This window comes from Ascidiimonas meishanensis, assembly GCF_037782385.1.
Lineage (GTDB): Bacteria > Bacteroidota > Bacteroidia > Flavobacteriales > Flavobacteriaceae > Ascidiimonas > Ascidiimonas meishanensis.
The window spans coordinates 58592-77135 of record NZ_JBBEXD010000005.1 but is presented as its reverse complement, the minus strand read 5'-3'; the positions used below and the strand labels follow the sequence as shown (position 1 = coordinate 77135).

Annotated in this window: 20 protein-coding genes; 4 read left to right on the top strand and 16 right to left on the bottom strand. The window is 32.8% G+C overall.

The window, feature by feature from the left end; translation table 11 throughout:
* Positions 1-87 precede the first annotated feature (87 nt).
* Positions 88-1335, bottom strand: coding sequence for a hypothetical protein (locus WBG07_RS10590; RefSeq protein WP_340201060.1), 1248 nt, complete (start codon positions 1333-1335; stop codon positions 88-90).
* A gap of 186 nt (positions 1336-1521) precedes the next feature.
* Here WBG07_RS10590 and WBG07_RS10585 point away from each other — a divergent pair, with 186 nt between their 5' ends.
* Together WBG07_RS10585 and WBG07_RS10580 are read left to right on the top strand one after the other, a co-directional pair.
* On the top strand, positions 1522-2043 hold the full coding sequence (locus tag WBG07_RS10585) for a hypothetical protein (RefSeq protein WP_340201058.1): 522 nt from the start codon (positions 1522-1524) through the stop codon (positions 2041-2043).
* Positions 2044-2055: 12 nt separating this feature from the next.
* Entirely contained in the window at positions 2056-2760 is a 705-nt protein-coding gene (locus tag WBG07_RS10580) for an aspartyl/asparaginyl beta-hydroxylase domain-containing protein (protein ID WP_340201056.1), read from the top strand.
* Here WBG07_RS10580 and WBG07_RS10575 read toward each other — a convergent pair.
* From WBG07_RS10575 to WBG07_RS10560, 4 genes are all read right to left on the bottom strand, one after another.
* Positions 2757-3347: a hypothetical protein gene (locus WBG07_RS10575; RefSeq protein ID WP_340201054.1), complete on the bottom strand. Its 591-nt coding sequence runs from the start codon at positions 3345-3347 to the stop codon at positions 2757-2759. The genes WBG07_RS10580 and WBG07_RS10575 overlap by 4 nt on opposite strands.
* Positions 3348-3359: 12 nt before the next feature.
* Positions 3360-3845, bottom strand: a complete 486-nt coding sequence (locus tag WBG07_RS10570; RefSeq protein ID WP_340201052.1) for a hypothetical protein — start codon at positions 3843-3845, stop codon at positions 3360-3362.
* 245 nt (positions 3846-4090) lie between these two features.
* Complete coding sequence (locus WBG07_RS10565) at positions 4091-5164, bottom strand: glycosyltransferase family 9 protein (RefSeq protein ID WP_340201050.1); 1074 nt, start codon at positions 5162-5164, stop codon at positions 4091-4093.
* A gap of 18 nt (positions 5165-5182) precedes the next feature.
* Positions 5183-5788: a DUF4254 domain-containing protein gene (locus WBG07_RS10560; protein ID WP_340201048.1), complete on the bottom strand. Its 606-nt coding sequence runs from the start codon at positions 5786-5788 to the stop codon at positions 5183-5185.
* A gap of 73 nt (positions 5789-5861) precedes the next feature.
* On the opposite strand from WBG07_RS10560, the gene upp reads away from it, so the two are divergent.
* Complete coding sequence (gene upp / locus WBG07_RS10555; protein WP_340201046.1) at positions 5862-6518, top strand: uracil phosphoribosyltransferase; 657 nt, start codon at positions 5862-5864, stop codon at positions 6516-6518.
* On the opposite strand, the gene WBG07_RS10550 is transcribed toward upp, so the two are convergent.
* Positions 6507-7433, bottom strand: coding sequence for a DUF6427 family protein (locus WBG07_RS10550; RefSeq protein ID WP_340201044.1), 927 nt, complete (start codon positions 7431-7433; stop codon positions 6507-6509). The genes upp and WBG07_RS10550 overlap by 12 nt on opposite strands.
* 42 nt (positions 7434-7475) lie before the next feature.
* On the opposite strand from WBG07_RS10550, the gene WBG07_RS10545 reads away from it, so the two are divergent.
* On the top strand, positions 7476-7700 hold the full coding sequence (locus tag WBG07_RS10545; RefSeq protein WP_340201042.1) for a DUF6341 family protein: 225 nt from the start codon (positions 7476-7478) through the stop codon (positions 7698-7700).
* Here the strand turns inward: WBG07_RS10545 and purD are convergent.
* The 10 genes from purD to WBG07_RS10495 all read right to left on the bottom strand — a co-directional run bounded on the left by purD (position 7695) and on the right by WBG07_RS10495 (position 18108).
* Positions 7695-8966, bottom strand: a complete 1272-nt coding sequence (purD, locus tag WBG07_RS10540; protein WP_340201040.1) for a phosphoribosylamine--glycine ligase — start codon at positions 8964-8966, stop codon at positions 7695-7697. The two genes, WBG07_RS10545 and purD, sit on opposite strands and share 6 nt — an antisense overlap.
* A 1-nt stretch (position 8967) precedes the next feature.
* Positions 8968-9723: a glycosyltransferase family 2 protein gene (locus tag WBG07_RS10535; protein WP_340201039.1), complete on the bottom strand. Its 756-nt coding sequence runs from the start codon at positions 9721-9723 to the stop codon at positions 8968-8970.
* A gap of 20 nt (positions 9724-9743) precedes the next feature.
* Complete coding sequence (locus WBG07_RS10530; protein ID WP_340201037.1) at positions 9744-10727, bottom strand: UDP-glucuronic acid decarboxylase family protein; 984 nt, start codon at positions 10725-10727, stop codon at positions 9744-9746.
* Positions 10728-10732: 5 nt separating this feature from the next.
* Complete coding sequence (locus WBG07_RS10525) at positions 10733-11890, bottom strand: MraY family glycosyltransferase (protein WP_340201035.1); 1158 nt, start codon at positions 11888-11890, stop codon at positions 10733-10735.
* Between the two features lie 51 nt (positions 11891-11941).
* The gene (locus WBG07_RS10520; RefSeq protein WP_340201033.1) at positions 11942-12733 is read right to left on the bottom strand and encodes a glycosyltransferase family 2 protein; all 792 of its coding nucleotides are present in this window, start codon (positions 12731-12733) and stop codon (positions 11942-11944) included.
* Positions 12734-12914: 181 nt separating this feature from the next.
* Complete coding sequence (locus WBG07_RS10515; protein WP_340201031.1) at positions 12915-14177, bottom strand: O-antigen ligase family protein; 1263 nt, start codon at positions 14175-14177, stop codon at positions 12915-12917.
* Positions 14178-14188: 11 nt separating this feature from the next.
* The gene (locus tag WBG07_RS10510; protein ID WP_340201029.1) at positions 14189-15214 is read right to left on the bottom strand and encodes a hypothetical protein; all 1026 of its coding nucleotides are present in this window, start codon (positions 15212-15214) and stop codon (positions 14189-14191) included.
* Complete coding sequence (locus WBG07_RS10505) at positions 15211-16311, bottom strand: glycosyltransferase family protein (RefSeq protein WP_340201027.1); 1101 nt, start codon at positions 16309-16311, stop codon at positions 15211-15213. Before WBG07_RS10505 ends, WBG07_RS10510 begins: the two co-directional genes overlap by 4 nt.
* On the bottom strand, positions 16304-17257 hold the full coding sequence (locus WBG07_RS10500) for a hypothetical protein (protein WP_340201025.1): 954 nt from the start codon (positions 17255-17257) through the stop codon (positions 16304-16306). Before WBG07_RS10500 ends, WBG07_RS10505 begins: the two co-directional genes overlap by 8 nt.
* Positions 17254-18108: a hypothetical protein gene (locus WBG07_RS10495; protein WP_340201024.1), complete on the bottom strand. Its 855-nt coding sequence runs from the start codon at positions 18106-18108 to the stop codon at positions 17254-17256. Before WBG07_RS10495 ends, WBG07_RS10500 begins: the two co-directional genes overlap by 4 nt.
* Positions 18109-18544 lie beyond the last annotated feature (436 nt).

Genomic DNA, 18544 nt, shown 5'->3' with positions numbered 1-18544 from the left:
ACAGCAAAACCTTACCACAAATGTAATAAGTGGTTACTTTTATGAATGAACGTACCCCGGAACCTAATTTTGCTTACAAGCGCACCCTTAATAACTTAAACTGCCAGGACTACTGCTTCTACTTCTTCTTATTTCCGAATTACTGCCATTTATTTCTCTAGGTACTCTTGAAGTATTTCTCCCTTGATTTAAAGGGGTATCAAAATCAATAATTGGCTGCCCTACCTTACTTATTAAGAATTCTTTTGATCTTCTATCTAGATTACTGCCTTCTATTGCTTCCACATAATGGTTTTTACTCCATTTTTCCTTTTCACTTGTAGCCATTATTTGGCCTAGTTCTTGTATTTTGGAAAGGTCATTTTTCTTTGAAAACTTTTTGAAAACTTCTGGTGCATGTTTATTCATTCTTCTCTTTAAATCTGAATGCTCGCATTCTGCATTCAAGTTTAAGTTCTCTAAACTGTTTAACAAGGTATTGAGAGAATTTAAGATCTCATTATTAGTGGTTGTCGCACTTATATTAGTATCAAGAAACACATCAATATCTGGCTTTAACATTAATTGAAATTCTTTAGATAAGCTATCGTCATTAAGACTCGTAGAGAGCTGTTCTTTTAAGGTATGCCTCAAGATTTCCATGTTTCTTTGAGGAGTTCTATCTTCATTTTCCCTTTTTGTTATATCGTTTTTTGCTTCTTCTAATACAGAAACAACATTATACAAGCGGTTAAAAAGCTTTTCGGGTTTACTGTTAGGCACATATTTATCAATGCTCGCTATTCTAGATTTTAAATATCCTACTTGTTTACTTATTTTTCTAGAAGCTCTAAAGGCGGTGTATCCAAAATATCCAGCTGCAACTCCTAAGCCAATAACAGGTGCTATTCCAAAAGAAGCTACCGATAATCCAACGGCTATGGATACTAAACTTCCAGCAGCTCCAAACAATAATCCTCTGTATTGTGGTGCCCCGGTACGTAATGCAGAAATATGGTCTTTAAGACGCATAGGCTGCGTACTCATAATATATGATTCTACGGAGAGAACCGATTTTGAAAGAATTGAATCTGATGATTTTGACGTCCATACCAATGGAAATGGGAGTACTAAATGACGCAGGGTGCTTCGGGCTGCATTTGCTGTTTTTTGAGCCAGATTTCTCAAATTCCGGTATTTTTTACCTTTATTGCTTTCTTCAGTTACTGGATTTATATTAAAAAGAAGTTCGTCTACTCTTCTATTTTCATAACTTTTAAATAGCTTTTCAAGATACTTTCGTCTATCTGCTATCGTATTGTAACTATAAAATTCAGACCAATTAATATTTTTCATAGGAGCGCCCTTTTTTTTGATTTAGATGTTGATAATTAATTTCATCTAAAAGTATCTCTGCAACGCTTTTCCCCCATTAGTTTAATATTAAATAATTGTTACGCGTTTACTAATATTATAAAATAGTTTATTGGTAAATGGCATACTTTTGTCTTGAACAATTGTATTCTTGAAAAACAATATAGTATGGTATCTGCCCCTTTTAATAGTCTCCAAACCCAAGAACAAATAAAGATTATTACTGCGTTTTTGGAAAGTATAGGTATTACCATACTATACAGAGAACTTGATAACTCTTGTTTTCTCCCAGGAATTAAACTGTTGAGGGGTAGTATTTTATTAGATATTAATCTATTAAAATATCCTGGTGACTTATTGCATGAAGCGGGACATATAGCCATAACCGACGCTCCTTTAAGAGCACATATTGGCACCGATAAAATGAGTGCTGAGTGGCCGTCTCAAGGAGATGAAATAGCTGCCATGTTGTGGTCTTATGCTGCTTTGTATGATCTCAAATTGTCTCCAGAGGTAGTTTTTCATTCTGGAGGATATAAAAAAGATTCACAATGGTTGATTGATGAATTTAAAAATAAACGATACCCCGGATTGCCTTTACTAGAATGGATGGGGTTTTGTTACAGTGCTGAAAAAGCAGTACAAAAAAAGAAACCCGCATTTCCATATATGCTAAAATGGCTCCGATAACCTTTAAAAAAAATGCAAACCAGTAAACCCACCCGATACCTCAAGTTACCCTTTCTTTTTAATGAAAAAAGATTGGTTGAAGAAGTAGAAACCATCCTTAGGAGAAAATGGACACCCCATTTTAACACGGGGGGTTATGAAGGCTCTTGGAATTCTATTGCTTTATATGCACCTGAAGGAAAAGAAAATTATATTCAAGCCATGCCAGATGAAAAATCTACCTTGCAAGAAACGGCAGCTTTAAAAGAAGCAAGTTATATAAAAGAGGTTCTTAATTGTTTTGAGTGTGAATTTTTATCTGTGAGACTTTTACGCTTAGAAGTTGGTGCATTTATAAAACCACACAGAGATTATCAATTAGGTTATGAAAACGGATGCTTCCGCTTGCATATTCCCATAATTACTCATGATAAAATTGAATTTATTTTAGATAATGATCATTTAATGATGTTACCAGGTGAATGTTGGTATACCAATGTTAATTATGTGCATTCAGTTGCCAATAAGGGTACTAAAGATAGAATTCATCTAGTAGTGGATGGGGCACGTAATTCTTGGTCTGATGAATTGTTCTTCTCGCTCGCCCCAAAAGCAAGCTTTTTTCCAGAGCAACGAGAGTCCTATTCTCCGGAAACAAAACAACGTATTATAGAAGCCTTAAAAAGAATGGATACGCCTGCTTCTAAAAGTCTTATTAAAAAAATGTCTCAGGACTAATTATTCATTTGCTGCTGAAATTGCTCTAGATTGAGTTGCTGCGTACCTAGATTATTTAATTTTTGAATATCTAAGGCGTCTGGATTTAGTTTTTCTAATTTCTTTTGAAGGTTTTTAATCTTCTCTTTATCGAGGTTTTTTAAAATATTGATATCTACCGTATTTGCTTGTAATTTTTTAAATAAGACAAGTTCATCTATATCATCTAAGTTTAAATTATTTGCTTTAATCCGCTCCAGTGTTTGTATTTCTGAATTTAAAAAACCCTGTCCATTGCCCGCTTGCAATTGCTTTGGAGGATAATCAAAGGCCAAGGTAAACTTTGGGATTTGTGAAAGATATTTAGTCTTTATCTCTTTAAAAAAATCATCACAGGCAGCATTCATAGATTCACTCTCTCTAATACCACTATATGCATTGTAATATACTACAATAAGGTCTTTACGGTTTTCAATTACAGCCTTATTGGTAAGAACAGATAATACCTTACAACTATTATTTAGTTCGGTTTTAGAAAGATCTGGTAAGGAATTGGAAGCCGTAAAACTTAAGGATACCAATGCAGTGAGTAACAATATTCTTTTCATGATAGTGCTTTTTTATTTAAAGGGCAGTTCAGGTAAATTGGTAGTATCCAACACTTTTTCCGCATTGGTAGCATCCTGTTGATGGTATGGCGGGAAGTAATCTTTACTATTAATGGTAGAAATTACTAGATATGTGCCAACAATCAAAGCAATAAGCCCTGGTGAAGCAGTGGCAATCTTAGTAGAGAGTCCGCCTCCGGTAGCTTCTAGATTGGTAGCGTCTTTAAGAGTGTAGAAGGCAACACCTAATCCTAAAAAAATGACCGCAAAACCAGTAAAAAGGCCTACAGAGCGTTTAATCATACTTAGATGTAAATGATAGGCATAAAACCTATATTCAGGAGCATTTGCTTCTGCTATTTGTGCATCAAAAACGCTTGTTTTATACCATTCAATATTTTTAATGAGGAAAACACCAATTACAATCAAAGTAAGCGTACAAGCTATGGTTAGAAACCAAGGAATGGTTTTGCTCCATTTAAAAGATTTTATTGACATATAGATAGTTTGTTCATTCTTAGCTATAGGAAAGATAGTTTAATTTTCTAGGAAGTAAAAACCTTCTTGAAAAAGAGGGATATACACTTTACACAAAGTCGTATACCAACAATTCTGTTCTTTTTCTAAAGAGAATTAGATGTTTTATCTTAAAACCTTTTGGCAATCTTTTATTGTATCTGGAATAGCTCAAATGAGCTAAAAACTAAACAAGAAAGGCTGGTTATTTTTAATCTCTATTACTTTTAATCTCTAGGGCGTTTTTTTATACTAATCTTCTTTTCCAATAATTCAATAATGGTTTCTGGAAGAATACTTCGCATGGCATTTTCATAACCCTCTGGGAATTTATTGCCATAAACTGAGGTTGGAATGAATGGGTATTGCTCCCTATCTGCTAAAAGAGCATTTTCTTTAGGCTGCGCATATGGGTAAAAACCGGCGTATGGATGGGTTACTCCCCAAAGTGTAATAGTTGGTACTCCAAACATAGCAGAAAGATGCGCATTTCCGCTATCCATTGCCAACATGACATCCAAATTAGAAATTAAAGCAAGTTCTTCTTCAAAAGAAGTTTTTCCTGCCATATTAACGGCCGTAGCGTATTTACTTTCCAGATTATTTAGTATGTCTGATTCTCTTTTACCTCCGCCAAATAGTAAAAGCTTATAGTTTCCGGAAGCATTTAATGCTGCAATTACTTTTTCCATAAGATCTAGTGGGTACTTCTTTCCTTCAAAAGCGGCAAATGGTGCAATACCAATCCATTTTTGTGCACTAAAACCAATGAGAGCATTCAAGTTTTGTGTAAGGCTTCTTTTGGGAAGTAGATGAGATGAGTCTAATTGAATGGAAAATCCTAGTTTATTGAAAACCTCTGCATAACGCTCATGTGTAGTTTTGAGTGGTTTTAATGTTTTATTTTGAGATCTGGTTAAAGCTTTCTTTTCTGACCTGCCTTTATTAATTTGTATCACTTTGAGTCCTTGAATCTTTAAAAACAATTTAAGGATATTACTTCTTAGTACATTGTGAAGATCTGCTACTGCGGTAAGTTCTAATTCTTTTAGCTCTTGAGATAGTTTGTAAAGACCTTTAACTCCTTTATGCTTTCCTTTTACATCGGCTTCAAAAAAAGATACATTCGCTATCCCTTCAAAAAAAGGCTTAAAAAAAGCGCGTGAAAGTACGGTGATTTTTACGTCCGGATATTGTTGCGTAAATGCCAGTAGTACTGGAATGGTCATTGCCACATCACCCATTGCGGATAGACGTATGACTAGTATATGTATTTTTTTATGAGAAGGTTTAGATGCCAAGACAAACTATTTATCAAACTAGCGTTTGTCGCGTAATACAGGGTTTAATTCGTCATCATTGTACATCTTCATTTGTTTATATACTTTCATATATTTTCTTCCTTGTTCAATGTCTAACAATAATTGATCTATGGCAGTAGAAAGGTCAACCTGCTGCTCCAGAAGCACCTTCAATTTCTTGCTACATGTTTGTCTATGACCCTCAGATGCATCTGTACGTTCTGCCTCTTCGCGCATATGATAGATTTTTAAGGCTAGTATAGAAAGTCTATCTATAGCCCAAGCAGGGCTCTCAGAATTTATAGTAGCCTCTTTTGAAAGACTAACATCTTTATATTTCTCAAGAAAATAACTGTCTATAAATTCTACGGTATCTGTACGGTCTTGATTGGAAGCATCAATCTTTCGCTTTAAATCTAACGCAGCAACAGGATCAATATTGGGATCGCGAATGATGTCTTCATAATGCCATTGCACGGTATCTATCCAATTTTTTCGATACAGCAAATGCTCAATTAGTTCTTCTTTAGGATACGAATTGTGAAAAGGCTGATACACATCATCTTTTATATGATAATCGCGGATGCTTTCTTCAAAAATCTTGTTAGCAAGTGCACTAAACATAAGCTTGGGTTTTAGAACTGCAAATATAATTAATTACTTTTGGCAAAGTGCTTATCACCTAAACTCAATCGCCATGCATATACACCACATTTGTAGTGAAAATTCTATTCTTCATACGTTTATTGCAGAAATAAGAAATGTAAATGTTCAAAAAGACCGGATGCGGTTTCGCCGAAATATTGAACGCATCGGTGAAGTATTGGGGTATGAATTGAGTAAAAAATTGATTTACAAACCAAACAATATTACAACCCCTCTGGGCACAAAACCTTCCTATCTATTGGAAGAACAGCCCGTAATTGGTTCTATTCTAAGAGCAGGATTACCCATGCATCAAGGACTATTGAATTATTTTGATGCTGCTGATAATTTATTTATATCTGCTTATAGACATCATACCAGCGATACCGATTTTGAAATTGTGGTAGAATATGTAGCCTCTCCTTCGCTGGAAGGAAAAACGCTTATTTTAGCAGACCCTATGTTGGCCTCTGGCCATTCTTTTGTATCTGTATTTGAAGCTACTACATCTTTAGGTAAGCCCAAAGAGATTCATTTGGTTGCAGCTATTGCTTCGCCAGAAGGGATTGCATATCTTGAAGAACATTTTGGGGCAGAAACTCATTTATGGATTGCAGCTATTGATGATAAATTAAACCATAAGGGATATATTATTCCGGGTCTTGGAGATGCCGGAGACCTTAGCTTTGGTCTTAAATTACAGCAATAAATTGATAAACGGAAGCAAAAGAAAAATCCATAAAATAGCTTCTTTCATCCATTTTTTACTGAGTTGCTCTACATAGTTTCCCGCAAAAATAGATAATGGAAACCCTAACAATGCATACGAAGCACCTTCTAATTTAGTACCAAAGCCTATTCCAACTATTAATACAACAAGGGTAAGTAGTACTAGTAATAGTGAATTTTTCACAGACGTGGTTTTTAATTTAACTTTTAAAAAGTACGTTAAAACAGACGCAATTATGAGCAATCCTAAAAAAATAGAAGGTAGTAATAAATAGGATCTTGTATACTCTTCTTTGCTTAAAACCATTTCAAATGATAGTAACGATTTGAATTCTGCTTGTTGATCAAACCAAAGAAACCCTGTATACGTTAAAATAAGAACAGTGCTAAAAGCTATTATGGGTATAATTAAGTTTTTAATATCATTACCCGCATAAATAGCAATGGCTACGTATAAAGGGATACTCACCATAATAGACCAATTATAGCATAATGCTGCAATTGCAATCCAGAAAGCCGCATCAAATATTTTTCTTTTGATTCCTATTTGAGATTTTAAGGTGATCATTTTTCGTACTGCTAAAAGTATAAACCAGGAAGCAATAGCAATTTGCGGATAGATAAATAATGCCGGAAATACGGCAATTAGCATACAAAAAAAATAGATGACGTAATTATTATTTAAGGCAAGATTGTTTTTTTTACAAATGAATTCTATGACAAAAATAGAGATCGTTGTTAAAGAAAAAGCCAGTGCATAATGGGTAAAAGGGACCGTAGTTTCAAAACTTCTGAGACCCAAAAACACCACTACACCCAATACTAATAAGAGATAAGTAGTGAGCAATATAAAATTTATGGGTTTTGTTTTACCAAATATGCTTGATAAAATCATAGGTTTTGCTATTTTTGTAATGTAAAAATAATATAAGTTTTTATGTGGAAAGATTTTTTTAAAGCGATAGAGACACTTTTTGTTGATTATTTATACTACCCATTAGACCTTTTAAGAGAAATGGATAGTTGGTGGGCCGCTAACATGGTGAATTGGGCATTATTCATTGTTGGTTTTGTAGCTATTATCTATTGGATTCGTCAACTAAAGTTGTTTAACGATACAGAACCTGAAGATAAAAGCGTTTCTGCTCATTCTTATTTATAAGTCGAAACCAATATCTTTACGATAATACATCTTATCAAAATGTAGTTTTTCTATATTTTGATAAGATTTTTTTATGGCTTCACGATAGTCCTCATGCATTGAAGTGACCGCCATAACTCTACCTCCATTAGTAACTACTTGATTGTCCTTTAAAGTAGTTCCTGCATGAAACACTGTAGAGCCATTTATATTTTCTAAACCACTAATCACCTTTTCTTTTTCATAAGCTTCTGGATATCCTCCAGAAACGGTCATTATGGTGGTGGCTGCCATTGTATTAATCTCTAGATTTACAGCACCTAAGTTGTTATTGGCAACAGATTTTAATAAAGTAACTAAGTCTGTTTTAAGTCTTGGAATTACTACTTCTGTTTCCGGATCACCCATACGTACATTATATTCTATAACAAAAGGGTCTTCTCCTACTTTTATAAGCCCAATAAAAACAAATCCTTTGTATGGAATGTTATCTTTCTTTAAACCATCTATTGTAGGTTTTACAATACGATTTTCTATTTTCTCTATAAATACCTCATCTGTAAAAGGAACTGGAGATATAGCGCCCATTCCGCCAGTATTGAGGCCTGTATCTCCTTCACCAATACGTTTGTAGTCTTTTGCCATGGGCAAAACCTTATAGTCGGTTCCATCAGTCAGCACAAAACAGCTCAATTCTATACCATCTAAAAATTCTTCAATAACCACTTTACTACTTGCATTACCAAACTTGGCATCTACTAACATTTTATGTAATTCCTCTTTTGCTTGATCCAGCTCATTTAAAATTAATACTCCTTTTCCAGCGGCAAGACCATCTGCCTTTAAAACATAAGGAGGTTTTAATGTTTCCAAGAATTTTTTACCCTCTTCAACAGTTTGAGGCGTAAAACTTTGATAAGCTGCGGTTGGGATTTGATGCCTCATCATAAACTCTTTAGCATACTCTTTGCTTCCCTCCAATTTGGCACCTTCTTTTTGAGGACCTATAACCGCAACATTTTTTAATTTAACATCTTCTAAAAAGAAATCATGAATTCCATTAACCAAAGGGTCTTCTGGACCCACCACTACCAACTCAATATTTTCTTTAAGCACCAGAGCTTTAATCCCTTCAAAATCATTAACAGCAACCGGAACATTTATTGCTATTTTAGCGGTACCTGCATTACCAGGAGCTACAAATAGTTTTGTTTCTTCTTTGCTTTGTGCCATTTTCCAGACTAGGGTATGCTCTCTTCCGCCGGAGCCTAAAACCAATATATTCATGCTATGATCTTTTGTATTTTATTAAGCCTCTGTAAAACCAGTTTGCCATATAATAAACTGATTGGGTAAAGGTAAGTTTTTCTATTTTTCTGTAGAAATCCCATTGGTATTTAAGCAAAGCCCATTTGTTTCTGGAAAGGGAATTTTTACGAATTCTATAAATAGCGAGTGGTTGCTTAATCCCTAAGGCATACTCTATTTCTTTGAGGTATTGAAGCCATAGCCCCATATCTTGTCGTTTTCTGATTTCTGGCATAAATTTTTTGCCTAATTTTTCAATATGAACAAACGCAGTAAGACAGCTTATGGAGTTTGATTTTAGAATATCAGTATACGTAACTTTTTCTGGAACAATAAAATCTGGATATAGAGGCTGAAGCTTTTCATCCAAGCGTTGGTAAGAAGCAAAAACAAAAGGGCAACCAGTACTTTCAATAGTATGAATACTTGTCTTTAAAAATTCAGGAAACCATATATCATCTGCATCTATAAAAGTAAGGTAATCTCCATTTGCCTTTTTAATACCTCTGTTTCTTGCTATGGCAGGTCCAGAATTCTGAGGTAATTGTTCCCATGAGATTCTTGGTTCTTCTTCTGCTAATTTTTTAATAAGTGTAACTGTAGCGTCCGTAGAGCCATCATCTATAAGGATTAGCTCCCAATGGGTATAGGTTTGTTGCTTAATTGAATGAACCGTTTCTTTTATGAATTCTACAGAATTATAGGTAGGTGTTATAATTGAAACCAATCCTTTCATACCAATAGTATTAACCGTGTTTAATAATGATACTTTGTAAAATCTTTGTGTTCTCTTTTAAGCAATTCATCTTTAGGGAGATTTTTAAAATATTGATACGTAATATCAAGTCCTTCTTTCCTGCTTACTTTGGGTTCCCAATTCAAAATTTTAAATGCTTGAGAAATATCAGGTTGTCTTTGTAAGGGATCATCGGCTGGCAATTCTTTAAAAATAATTTTTTGATTTGTTCCGGTAAGTCTGATTATTTCTTGCGCAAAGTCAAGAATACTTATTTCATTTGGGTTTCCAATGTTTACAGGAAGATTATAATCACTCATTAAAAGTCTGTAAATACCATCTACCTGATCGTCTACATAACAAAATGATCTTGTTTGAGAACCGTCACCAAATACGGTTAGGTCTTCCCCCCGTAAAGCCTGCCCTATAAAAGCGGGAATAACACGACCATCATTTAGGCGCATTCTAGGACCGTAGGTATTAAAAATTCTAACAATGCGAGTATCCAAACCATGAAAGCGATGATACGCCATTGTAATAGATTCCATAAATCTTTTGGCTTCATCATAAACCCCTCTAGGGCCTATAGTATTGACATTTCCGTAATACTCCTCTGTTTGAGGGTGCACTAGTGGATCTCCATAAACTTCTGATGTTGAAGCTATAAGAATACGTGCATTTTTTTCTCTTGCCAGACCAAGGAGATTATGTGTGCCTAATGCTCCTACTTTCAAAGTTTGAATTGGAATCTTAAGATAGTCTATAGGGCTCGCTGGAGAAGCAAAATGCAAGATATAATCTAAATTACCAGGAACATGCACGAATTTAGTTACATCGTGATGATAAAATTCAAACTGCTCTAGTTTAAAAAGATGTTCAATATTCTTTAGGTCACCCGTTATTAGGTTATCCATAGCAAGTACATATAACCCTTCTTTAATAAATCGATCGCACAAATGTGATCCTAAAAAACCAGCTGCGCCTGTTATCAATACTTTTTTCATACTTATTAACTATCTTTTTTTTTGCTTGTGCTGGAAGTTTTATCCTTTACGTTATACTTAATTGTACCTATCCTATTTCTAAACATAATCTTTCGTTTTAAACTTCCAAAACTATAATCGTACTTAAAAAAAATATAGGTTAGTATAATTATTGATATAATTAGTATTCCTCCAGAAATTATATTTTTGGAAATGCTAGCCAAGACTACAAATAGAGCTACAAAAAGCAAGTTAAAAGATCCTATAACAAAGCTTGCTTTTTTATGAGACATATCCCAGTAATCAATCAAAATATGATGGATATGATTTCTATCTGGAGAAAACGGGCTCTTTTTGCTGACCAAACGGATTGCAAAAACTCGTGCCGTATCAAATAAGGGAACAATTAGTATACTTATGGCTATAATAGGCGCATTCTCATGAAAGAAAGGAAGTTCTGAATAAGATTCTGGTTTTAAAGCTAAAAACTTTAAGGTCAATACGCTTATAATGAAGCCTACGATTAAAGATCCTGTATCTCCCATAAAAATTTTCTTTGAAGCAGAAAAATTAAAGCCAAGAAAAGCAATTAGGCTTCCATTCAGTGTGAGACAAATTAATGCGTAAAAATATTCATTAGCAAGATAGAATATGGTGGTGTAAATCATTAAAACAATAGTTCCAACAATAGCGGCAAGACCATCAATCCCATCAATTAAATTATAGGCATTTATAATCGTTAGCATAATGAATGCCCCCGCTGGATAAAAAATCCAGAAAGGAATTTCATGAATCCCTATGAACCCGTTAAGGGAATAAATACGAAAACTTTCATTAAACATAATAAAACCTATGGCTAGAAGTTGTGCGACAAGCTTTGTGTATGGAGAAAGAATTACTAAATCATCTTTAAGGCCTATAATAAATAGAATGGTTAGGCCGGGTACAAAAAAGATTGCTTCATCATGAATATCCCATTCTCTAATAAAGAAAAGAGAAAATATAAGTGTATAGAAAAAAGAGATTCCACCCAGAGTAGGTGTTTTCTTTGTATGGGAACTCCTTTTATTTGGGTCATCCATAAGACTTTTGAACTCCACCACCTTAATAATCTTTGGAATTGTATAAAAAGTAAGGAAAAAGGATCCTATATATAACGGTATGGCATATTTTAAAAATTCCAAATTGTTTTTTTTGATATAAATACTAAAGCATATTTACTGATTTACAAAATCCTATTCTTGAAAGGCACCTATTGGTTTCTTAGACGTTACCTTATATACGCCATAATGCAACAAAAAGTTTGCCATCCTAAAAATAGACTCTATATAAGACATCTTAAGCTCTTTCCTAAACACATTAAAATTGTATTTAAGAAGTTTGTTTTTGTTTTTACTGATAGAGTTGTGACCCACTCTGTAATATGCCAAAGGTTGTAAAATACCAAGGGCTGGTTGATTTTTCTGGAGAATTCGAATCTTTAGAGCCCAATCCTGACGCTTTCTTATTTCAGGCATATACATCTTACCCAAATATTTAGTATCATAAACTGTGGTAAGAAAGCCCATGTAATCATTTTTTAAAATATCAGAATACCCTACTTTCTTAGGCGCAGCCCTTATATATTGCAATTCCCCAAATTCATTCATCACATAATATGAACAGTAAGACATCGCCAGATTGTTCTTAAACATAAAGTCAATTTGAACACTCAGCTTATCCTTATGCCATAAATCATCAGAATCTAAAAACGCAATAAAACGTCCACTTGCCATTTCAATTGCCTTATTCCGGGCTACTCCTGCGCCTCCGTTTTCTTCTAACCTGAAATATCTTATTTTGGGATTTTGTTTAGCTGCCTTTTCTACAATTTCAAAAGTGTTATCATGAGAACAGTCGTCTACGATAATGTGTTCATAATCTTTGAATGACTGTTCATTAACTGATTTTAAATTTTGTTCTATGTGTTTTGAAGAATTATAGGTAGGAGTTATAATGCTAACTAAAGGAGGGGACTTATCTAACATTTTTATATCTTTCAATAATTATTAAATAACAATTAAATGAGTGGTCTTTTACAAACTTTCGCAATAGTAAAATTCCTTAATGTTCAATTATTTGTCTACTCTGTTATTTTAAACAAATATACGGATGTTAAGAGTAATTTACTTCAATTGCCATAAGAAAGGACAAAAGTAGAAGGTATTTCTATTCTTTAAAAGATTCACTTAAAAAAAAGTATGTAATAAAAAAACAGAAGAATATAACTCCATAAGATCTTACAAGTAAATTCTCAAAAAGTAAGTTCACCGTAAGAATTATCATAAAAAGAAGAAAAAGATCATTCTTTTTAAGCAATGCAATTTTAAACAAATACACCAACAAGCTTATCAATGCAATGAGCGCAAAAATGCCTGCACTGCTCACCAAATGAAAAAAATAATTATGAGTATTAATATTTTTTGTTTTAAAGTGATCTGTTGGATATGTATTGTAACACTTGTTAAGCATGGTTTGTGTATCACCTACCCCTACACCAAACAGCCAATTCTCTTTAATCAAATGATAAGAGCATTTATATATTCCATACCTAATTGAAATAGAAGAAGGTTTTTCACCTTGAGGTAAAACCAGTTCATTAGAAATAATTAGAAACCTTGAACTCAAAAGAAATATGTTGGTTACTGCCAAGTATGATACTAATGAAAACACAGTAATTATAAGCACTTTATGGGGTAGTTTAAACTTAGGTGATTTTATAAAAAAAATAAAACCTGCAAGCACTAGTGTTATTATTGCAGCACGTGAGGCACAAATTATGATCATAAAAAGCAGAAAAACAATGAATAAGATTTTTACTATTTTTCTAGTTGCTTTTTGCGAAGACCTCAACCGCGAAATAAGAATTCCTATACTTAGCAAAAAACAGGTAGAAATATAGGTGGGATGAAACCTCAAAAAAGAAGATTTGTTTGCCATATTTCTTCTTATAGCTGATGTATAAAATAGTTGTTTAAAGCCTGTTTCAGAAAGTTCTTTGTAGGCCAAACCAAGAATAAAAAAACCTGCAGTAATACTCGCTATTACAAATACAGTTAATACTATATTTTGCTGTCCAGATTTTAAACGAGATTTTCCGAAAATAAAACTTAATGGAAAAATTAAAATAGGAATTCCTACTGTATGAGAATTAAGCCCTTTCAAAGAGTCTTCAGACCAAAAACTACTAAATAGCAACAAAAAATAAAACAGTGTGAAAAGAAGATATTTTTTAAAATTGGATGTGAAGTTGAGTTTAAATGTAAGACTATTGTTATAAATATCCCATATAATAGAAAAGGCAAATACTATAATGGCAATAGTAAGAACTCCATAGGGAAGGATAGGAAATGCGCTAAGTAACAAGCAGGCTGCAAAAACCAAACTAAAATTACCGTTTGAATAAAAAATGGTATTTACTAGATTTTTCAAGATAACAGTCACTATTTATTTGATGAAATTCCAAGGGTAAAGCGATAGTAAAGATCTGTATATAGTAACACTGGTGCTTTCTTGCTTCCCGCATCAAAATGCGTAATCAACTTATGTAGTAGTTTTTTATTCTTCTTTTCTAACATGTTAATTCTAGCAGGATACGCCTGAAAAAAAGAAACACAGGAAACAGGAACCTCTTTCTGGTTTGCATCAAAATGCCCTAAAGAATTTTCAATACTAATAGTGCCCTTTTCAAGATTTATTTGGCTGAGTATATAGCGATTTAATTTTTGATATAATTTTTGAATTTCTGAATCATTCTCTTGCATGATATACGCATTTAAAAACATAGATTGTACTAATAAATAGGGTTTGTTAAGGCGATTACTCCATGTTTCCGGAGCTTCCGGCCAATACCCATGATACTTGTCTATTGCAATAAAATTCTCAAGTAAAAGTTTTCGGTAGTCTAATTCAAGTTGTTTAAATATTTTATCATCATAAAGTTTCGATAAAGAATTGAAAGCGAGCATTGCAGCTATATTATGATTGAAAGCAAACTCATGAGGTTCTTTTAACCAATTTACGGCACACATAATGCCTTCTCTAATTAAAGAATCTTTTAAAATTTCAGGATGATGTACTGCCACCTTTGCAATAGCCTCAAGAAATAAAGACGTACGCACATGCACTGGAATATTTTCCTGTAACATACCTCCGTCTTCATGCTGAAGAAAATTAAAACTATAATAAATCGCCTTTTTAATTTTAGGAAAAATAGAGGTATCTGAAGGATTCTTCAATTCTTTATATTGATAAAAAAGAATGGCTTCGTTATACCTATTGTCTTTTTGTTGGGCGGCCTTGCCCCAATATCCATTTACATTCCAGTTTTTCTCCAACACCTCATAATACGCATCTAGCTTTGATTCAATTAACCTATTGGTATTTGATTGACCATGTACGTTTGTTAAAAAGGTATGAAAAAGTATCATACATACCCTAAAAACATTTTTTATCAAAGGAGTATTCATTGGTTTGCTTTTATTACCTCTTTTAAAAATACTTTAAGTGCAACTGCCTCCTGTTCCCAAAACATTTCGGTCTTCGGAATTTTAGCTTGCTTTTGCTTTACCTCTTTAACTAGTTTATAATGATCTGCACACAAGGTATCTAAAAGTGTTTTAATTTTTATAGTACTATATGGGTCTACTACAAATCCAATATTCTCGGTAACCACGTAATCTCCGAGATCCGTTTTTTCCGCAAAAATACCTGGTTTCTCAAATAACAAAGACTCAAAATATTTGTTAGAAATGGCATGTTTAACATTGAAATCTTTATTAGGATATGCTGCCCAGATCATATCAAAATTGGTGTAATATTCTCCTATCTTATGATAATCATACCATCCTATATCTAGTTTAACATTTTCATGAGTTCCTTTATGATTTTTCATAAATCGAATTATCTCTTGTGTAAATAACCCTGATCCTTTAATCACCAAAGATACTTTAGGATTTTCCCATACGGCTTTAATAAGATTTTTTAAAATATCAACATATCTTATGTTTCCCAAAAATATTATGGAAAGTTTGTCACCTATAGGCTTTTGGGTATATCCTTTGAGAATTTCTACAGAAGGCCTATTTTCCAACAACATAGAAGGAATTTTTTTAGAATAAAACTTTTGAAAAAACCGCGAAGCAAATAAAATGCCGTTTGTTCTTTTCAATGCCAACTTTTCAATACCCCAAAAGATTTTTCTTATACTAGTATTGGAATGGGTAGGCATATCCAGATTTTCATAAATAAGAACCTGATTTTTGCTTTTTAAAAGTGCTCCAATCAACAACATATCCCAATGAGAGGCAATAATAACATCATATTTTTGTTTTTTTAAAATTTCCGCAATAAAGTAAGTATACCCTAATAGACCAGCTATTTTCTTTGTCTTTGTATTGGCACTCTTATTATAGACAAAATGAGTTTCATCTTCTTTAATTTTTAGTCCATTTCTATTCCATAAAGTTGCATCCACTTCAAAATCAAAAGGTAAGAGAGTATGCTTTATTCTGGAGGTTCTTGTTTGTAAAGGATAAAAGTTGTCAAGGATTAATATTTTACTCATAGATTATTTTTAAAAGACGGTTTAATACCTCAGCATCTGAGTGACGTTGAAGAAACTGAGAATTTTCTGGTGCCATTGTTTTTACGAGTTCCAAATCTGAGACACCTACATTTTCTTGATATAATTTGACCATTTCTTTTGAAAACCTGTTAGACGTAGTCTCAAAGACAATTTTCTTATTCAGCATCATAGATTCATAAAAAATCCCACTTATTCGGTAATCATATTTAATGTCTAAAACAACAAAACAAGCTTCTTGTAGCATGTATTCATAATTCTCAAAGTATGGTTTTATAAAAACATTGTGCTGGTTTGCCATATTTGAATCTCCTTTTGCATATATTTTTAAATCGTTTTTATTTGCGTACGTTATTAACTTTTTAAAATATTCTCCATTAATGATCTTATGAGGCACAAAAATAAAATTTTCGCCCTGATGGCCGTTTGATATATTAGGTTTTAATTGAATTGGATGTGGAACGTAGTGTACATTTAATCCTTTAGTCTCTAAATAAGAAGCTATATAGGTTTCAAATGCTAAAAAATGAATGTTTCTATTGGGGAAGAATAGGAAAGAGCGACTTAAAAAGGATTTTTCAGGATTGTTGTGCAAAAAGGCAAATGTTGGATTTTTGAAGTTCCATCTAAGCCTAAAAGAAATGTTTTCAAATCCGGTAACAAGTATAGGTGTATCAGCGTTAGGGATAATTCTTTTGAGTTCAGCAATAACTTTTAATTGAGATTCCACAAAACCCACACTTCCTGAAAAATCAAAATATTTATCATTGAGAGATATCCATTTAACTGGGTTTATTTGTTTTATATACCGTGCGGAAGAAATAAATGTAACCTCTAAAGACTTTTCTAAAATGTCAATAAGTTTTTTAACGAAGCGGATGTGTCCTGGTTCTTCTAAAAGATCTACGATATAAAGTTTCTTTTTCATCCTAAATCTTGATTTTTTAAGGCTGAGATTCTATTGGTATAGGTGCTATTAATTTTAACAGTACTCAATACGATTCCGGTAAGAATCCCAATAACAATAAAATTTTTGAGTCCGGCGCCAAAAAGTATAAATACGTAGGGCGCATAGGCATATAGCAACCAATTATTTTTACTTATTTTACTAAAGCTGAGTAATATGATTGCTAAAATAAAAAACAATCCAAGAAATCCGGTTTTAAGAAAAAGATATGGTACAGTGTTATGTGGTCTTAAAAATTTTCTACTGAATATTTCGTCTTCTGAAAATGCGGTTTGATCTATTCTCACTCCATAATTTTTAAAAGGATACCTTTCATCTGTAAAATAACTACCAAACCCTTTGCCAAATAACAATGTTAAAAATCCTGATTCTGCTAAATCATGTCCTATATTAAGTACTTCTACCACCCTAGTCTTGGGGGAATTGGGTATTTTTTTTACACCCTCAAGTGTAGCACTTTCGGAAACCACAGTCATTGTCTTAATGATCTGATCTATTTTATGCTTACCAAAAACACTTGAGTATGTAAGTAATTGAAAGAAAATAAATACTAAAACTACCAATCCTAAAAGGTATCTCCAAATCTTAAAGAAATTAAAGCAGAGAATAATAAGAAGACCTAAAGCAGCACCAACAAATGCAAAACTACTTATATAAAGGTATTTGATTCTTATAAGTATAAAAATAAGATGTAATACAATCAAAAATGTTTTTTTTTCCTTACTGAAAGCACTAAAAAAAATTATAGGAAATATGCTTATAAGATAAAAATGACCAAACTCATCTAAAAAGAAGGGTTTATAATCTATCATAGGTCCCTTTAGCATTGAAACAAGTGTTAGATAAGGGAAAAAGTAAAGTATATACTTTTTGAGCCTACCAAGAAAAATGCTTTTTGTTTGTTTAGTTTTATTAAAAAAAAGAACAACTGTAAATATAAATGCTAAAAAGAGAATAGATTCTATTACTAAATACTTAAACGAATACTTATATATATAACCTAACAATATTCTTAATGGCAAAAAAAGCAAGAATGGAATCATAACCCATGGAATCCTTCTCAAATTCTTCGCTTCAACTATTACCCATAATAGTAGTATCCAATAAATAACAGATACCAGTATGAAATTGCTTTTATAAATACTATTTCCAAAAGTTTGGAAAGTATTGATAAGTAAGAATGTAAAAAAGATTGCTTTATTACCTCTTAAGTATTCTATAAAGCATAACCCTGCCCATGTTAGCATA

Bases quoted from the DNA above. Each gene is read 5' to 3' on its own strand.
- WBG07_RS10590 (WP_340201060.1), bottom strand. From the start codon at position 1,335: ATGAAAAATATTAATTGGTCTGAATTTTATAGTTACAATACGATAGCA.
- WBG07_RS10585 (WP_340201058.1), top strand. From the start codon at position 1,522: ATGGTATCTGCCCCTTTTAATAGTCTCCAAACCCAAGAACAAATAAAG.
- WBG07_RS10580 (WP_340201056.1), top strand. From the start codon at position 2,056: ATGCAAACCAGTAAACCCACCCGATACCTCAAGTTACCCTTTCTTTTT.
- WBG07_RS10575 (WP_340201054.1), bottom strand. From the start codon at position 3,347: ATGAAAAGAATATTGTTACTCACTGCATTGGTATCCTTAAGTTTTACG.
- WBG07_RS10570 (WP_340201052.1), bottom strand. From the start codon at position 3,845: ATGTCAATAAAATCTTTTAAATGGAGCAAAACCATTCCTTGGTTTCTA.
- WBG07_RS10560 (WP_340201048.1), bottom strand. From the start codon at position 5,788: ATGTTTAGTGCACTTGCTAACAAGATTTTTGAAGAAAGCATCCGCGAT.
- upp (WP_340201046.1), top strand. From the start codon at position 5,862: ATGCATATACACCACATTTGTAGTGAAAATTCTATTCTTCATACGTTT.
- WBG07_RS10550 (WP_340201044.1), bottom strand. From the start codon at position 7,433: ATGATTTTATCAAGCATATTTGGTAAAACAAAACCCATAAATTTTATA.
- WBG07_RS10545 (WP_340201042.1), top strand. From the start codon at position 7,476: ATGTGGAAAGATTTTTTTAAAGCGATAGAGACACTTTTTGTTGATTAT.
- purD (WP_340201040.1), bottom strand. From the start codon at position 8,966: ATGAATATATTGGTTTTAGGCTCCGGCGGAAGAGAGCATACCCTAGTC.
- WBG07_RS10535 (WP_340201039.1), bottom strand. From the start codon at position 9,723: ATGAAAGGATTGGTTTCAATTATAACACCTACCTATAATTCTGTAGAA.
- WBG07_RS10530 (WP_340201037.1), bottom strand. From the start codon at position 10,727: ATGAAAAAAGTATTGATAACAGGCGCAGCTGGTTTTTTAGGATCACAT.
- WBG07_RS10520 (WP_340201033.1), bottom strand. From the start codon at position 12,733: ATGTTAGATAAGTCCCCTCCTTTAGTTAGCATTATAACTCCTACCTAT.
- WBG07_RS10510 (WP_340201029.1), bottom strand. From the start codon at position 15,214: ATGAATACTCCTTTGATAAAAAATGTTTTTAGGGTATGTATGATACTT.
- WBG07_RS10505 (WP_340201027.1), bottom strand. From the start codon at position 16,311: ATGAGTAAAATATTAATCCTTGACAACTTTTATCCTTTACAAACAAGA.
- WBG07_RS10500 (WP_340201025.1), bottom strand. From the start codon at position 17,257: ATGAAAAAGAAACTTTATATCGTAGATCTTTTAGAAGAACCAGGACAC.
- WBG07_RS10495 (WP_340201024.1), bottom strand. From the start codon at position 18,108: ATGATAGATTATAAACCCTTCTTTTTAGATGAGTTTGGTCATTTTTAT.